This is a genomic window from Kitasatospora sp. NPDC036755 (assembly GCF_040636595.1).
Lineage (GTDB): Bacteria > Actinomycetota > Actinomycetes > Streptomycetales > Streptomycetaceae > Kitasatospora.
The window spans coordinates 1-2,984 of sequence record NZ_JBEZUT010000580.1; the positions used below are offsets into that span (position 1 = coordinate 1).

At 73.1% G+C, this 2,984-nt stretch carries 1 protein-coding gene; it reads right to left on the reverse strand.

Annotation, left to right across the window (positions count from 1 at the left end; genetic code table 11):
• The coding region (locus AB0E96_RS40120; RefSeq protein WP_359831651.1) for an SDR family NAD(P)-dependent oxidoreductase at positions 1–2,972 on the reverse strand (2,972 nt) is incomplete at its 3' end.
• Positions 2,973–2,984: the final 12 nt, after the last annotated feature.

The following is a 2,984-nucleotide window of genomic DNA, read 5'->3' on the forward strand; positions in this document are numbered from 1 at the left end:
AGGACGTCGTGGATGTGCTGTTCGGTGAGTGCGCTGGTGAGGGCGTTGGCGGCGGTGCCCGCGGCGTGGACGATGCCGCGCAGGTTCACGCCGTCGAGGAGTTGGGTGAGGGCGTCGCGGTCGGAGACGTCGCAGGCTGCGATGGTCGCTTCGGCTCCCAGGGCGGCGAGTTCGGTGATGAGTTCGTTCGCGCCGGGGGCGTCGGGTCCGCGTCGGCTGGTGAGGAGGAGGTGGCGGACGCCGTGGTGGGTGACGAGGTGGTGGGCGAGGAGGGCGCCGAGGCCTCCGGTGCCGCCGGTGATGAGGACGGTCTCGTCGGCTTCGAAGGTGATCGGCTGGGGTTCGGTGGTGCTGGTGGTCGGGGTGAGGCGGGGGATGAAGAGTTCGCCGTTGCGGATGGCGAGTTCGGGCTCGCCGGAGGCGACGACGGCGCCCAGGACGTGCGGAAGGGCGGTGAGGTCGTCGAGGTCGGCGAGGGTGATGCGCCCGGGGTTCTCGGCCTGGGCTGCGCGGATCAGGCCCCAGATGGGGGCGCCGGCGAGGTCGGTGATCTCGGGGTGGGCGACGGCGCCCGAGGTGACGACGACCAGGCGCGAGTCGGCGAGGCGGTCGTCGGCCAGCCATGCCTGGAGCGCGTCCAGGACCCGGCCGAGCCCGGCCCGCACACCGGCCGGCACGTCACCGCCCTGCGGCGCGCACGGCAGCACGACCACCGACGGCGCCTCGACGCCCGAGGCGACGGCCTCGACGAGCGCGGCCATCGACGGGTACGAGTCGGCACCCGAGGCTGCGGCGTCTCCGTCGACGAGGGCCCAGGAGGGCGCATCGATCGGCGACGAAGCGACGGAGGCAGGGGCCCAGTCGGTGGTGTAGAGCGCACCACCGCCGTGGGCGCCGGCGACGGCCAGCCGGTCGACGGCGACCTCGCGGGAGACCAGCGACCGAACGGTGACCACGGGGTTCCCCGCAGCGTCCGAGACGTGCAGCGTGATGCCGTCGACCCCGGCCGGGGTGTTCCGGACCCGCAGCGTCGTGGCGCCGGCGGCGTGCAGTGCGACGTCGTTCCAGACGAAGGGCAGGACGGTCTGGCCGTCCCGGCGGCCGTCGTCGTCCACCAGTCCGGCGTGCATGGCCGCGTCGAGGAGCGCGGGGTGAACGCCGAAGCGTACGGCGTCGGCGTGGGCGTCCTCGGGGAGCACAACCTCGGCGAAGGTCTCCTCGCCCCGGCGCCAGGCGGCCTTGAGCCCCTGGAAGACCGGGCCGTAGCCGTAGCCCTCCTCCTTCAACCGGTCGTACGAGCCGTCGAGTTCGATCGCCACGGCGCCGACGGGCGGCCATTCGGCCGGTGCGGCGGCCTCCCGGGCGGCCGGCTGCCGGGAGACGGTCGAGAGCACACCCTCCGCGTGGAGGGTCCACTGGTCGTGGCCCTCGACGCGGGAGTGAACGGTCACCGTACGGTCGCCGTTGTCGTCGGCACCACCGACGGCGAGCTGCAACTGCACCCCGCCGGTCTCGGGGAGCACGAGGGGGGCGTGAAGAGCAAGTTCGGTCAGCGCGGCGCAGTCGACCTGACGGCCCGCGTAGAGCGAGAGCTCGACGAAGCCGGTGCCCGGGAAGAGGATCGCGTCGCCGATGCGGTGGTCGGCCAGCCACGGCTGGGTCTCCACCGACAGTCGGCCCGTCAGCATGACCCCGCCCGAGTCCGGCACCGGGACGACGGCGCCGAGCAGCGGGTGGTCGGCGGTGTCGAGGCCGGCGGCGACAACATCGGCTGCCGTGGCGCTGACGGCGTTGACCCAGAAGCGCTCGTGCTGGAAGGGGTAGGTGGGCAGGTCGGTGTGCTGGGTGGTGAGGCCGGTGAAGGCGGTGGCCCAGTCGATGGTCACACCGGTGGTGTGGAGCGAGCCCAGGGCGGTGAGGAGGGTTCGGGTCTCGTCGCGGTCGCGGCGCTGGGTGGGGATGACGGTGGTGTCGTCGAGGGTCTGCTGGGCCATGGCGGTGAGGACGGCGTCGGGGCCGATCTCCAGCAGGGTGGTGACTCCGTTGTCGGTCAGGGTGCGGACGGCGTCGGTGAAGCGGACGGCGGCGCGGACCTGGTCGACCCAGTACTGCGGGTCGGTGAGTTCGGTGGTGGCGAGGGTGCCGGTGACCGTCGAAACGAGCGGGATGGTGGGCTCGTTGTAGGCCAACTCGGCTGCCACGGTGGCGTACTCGGCGAGCATGGGCTCCATGAGCACGGAGTGGAAGGCGTGGGAGACGCGGAGCTTGGAGGTGCGGCGTCCGTCGGCGGCGAAGCGCTCGGCGAGCGCCTCGACAGCGGTCGCTTCGCCCGAAATCACCACGGAGCGGGGGCCGTTGAGGGCGGCGATGTCGACGCCGTCGGTCAGGTGCGAGGAGATCTCGTCCTCGGTGGCCTCGACGGCGATCATCGCACCGCCGGCCGGAAGGGCCTGCATCAGCTTGCCGCGCGCGGCGACGAGTCGGGCCGCGTCCGGCAGCGACCAGACGCCGGCGACGTGGGCGGCGGCCAGCTCGCCGATGGAGTGTCCGGCGAGGTACTGCGGCTGAACACCCCACGACTGCAGGAGGGCGAAGAGCGCGACCTCGACGGCGAAGAGGGCGGTCTGGGTGTACGCGGTCTGGTTGAGGAGGTCGCTGTCCTCGCCCCAGACGACCTCGCGCAGGGGTCGGTCGAGCCACCGGTCGAGCTCCGTGCAGACCTCGTCGAAGCGGGCCGCGAACACGGGGGAGGTGGCGTACAACTCCTGCCCCATGCCGAGACGCTGGGCACCCTGGCCGGTGAACAGGAAGCCGGTGGTCCCGCCGGAGCGGGCCGCGCCAGCGAGCGCCTCCGTGCCGTCGGCGATGCGGTCGAGCGCGGTGAGCAGTTCCTCGCGTCCGGCGGCCGCGACGACCGCCCGGTGCTCGAAGCTCGCGCGGGCGGTGACCAGGGCGTGCGCGACGTCCGGCACCCGCACCTCGGG